This window comes from Bartonella sp. AA81SXKL, from assembly GCF_042196945.1.
Classification (GTDB): Bacteria; Pseudomonadota; Alphaproteobacteria; order Rhizobiales; family Rhizobiaceae; genus Bartonella.
This window is the reverse complement of the sequence record NZ_JBHIRH010000311.1, coordinates 1-636: the sequence shown is the minus strand read 5'-3', so window position 1 is coordinate 636 and position 636 is coordinate 1. Positions and strand designations below refer to the sequence as shown.

Sequence of the window (636 nt, the reverse complement as noted above, 5' to 3'; positions counted from 1 at the left end):
TTTCCGATAATCAACGAATAACCGCACAAGAACAATATGAGCGATTTATTGGTGAGAAAGTTTTTAATGGTCGTAAACCTTATGGCACGACCACTGAAAAGGTTACTTGGACTAGTGATGGAAATCTGATCAATAAAGCTAGTTATATGGGAACAGCGACTGGTGGTATTGCGAATGCTCTACCTGAAGCTTATGGTGTTTATTCTTTTGTAACCGGTTGTGGAGCTTCGGCAACAGGGAATTATTCAACAGCATTTGGTGCTGGTGCAACTACAAAGGCTGGTGGAGCACAAGCTTTTGGTGTTTCTGCACTTGCAAGCGGAAAAGCAAGTGTTGCCATGGGTGTTAGATCAGAAGCATCAGGGGAATCTGCAGTCGCTCTTGGTGGGCTTGCATTGGCATCTGGGTTGAATGCTGTTGCTTTAGGTGTCAGAACAAAGGCAATTGAGAGGTATACAGTTGCTATAGGTTTCCAAGCGGAAGCTCGAGCGAGTGGCGCTATTGCAATAGGTGGTAGCGAACCTGTAGAAGATGATGAACAAGATAGATTCGTAATAGCGTATGAGAAAGATGCTATTGCTATAGGTTCCCATGCTAATGCTGAAAAAATGTATTCAATTGCGATTGGTTCAAACG

Annotated in this window: 1 pseudogene; it reads left to right on the top strand. The window is 43.4% G+C overall.

The window, feature by feature from the left end:
- A pseudogene (locus ACFINZ_RS11340) lies at positions 1–636 on the top strand (hypothetical protein); the annotation flags it as partial.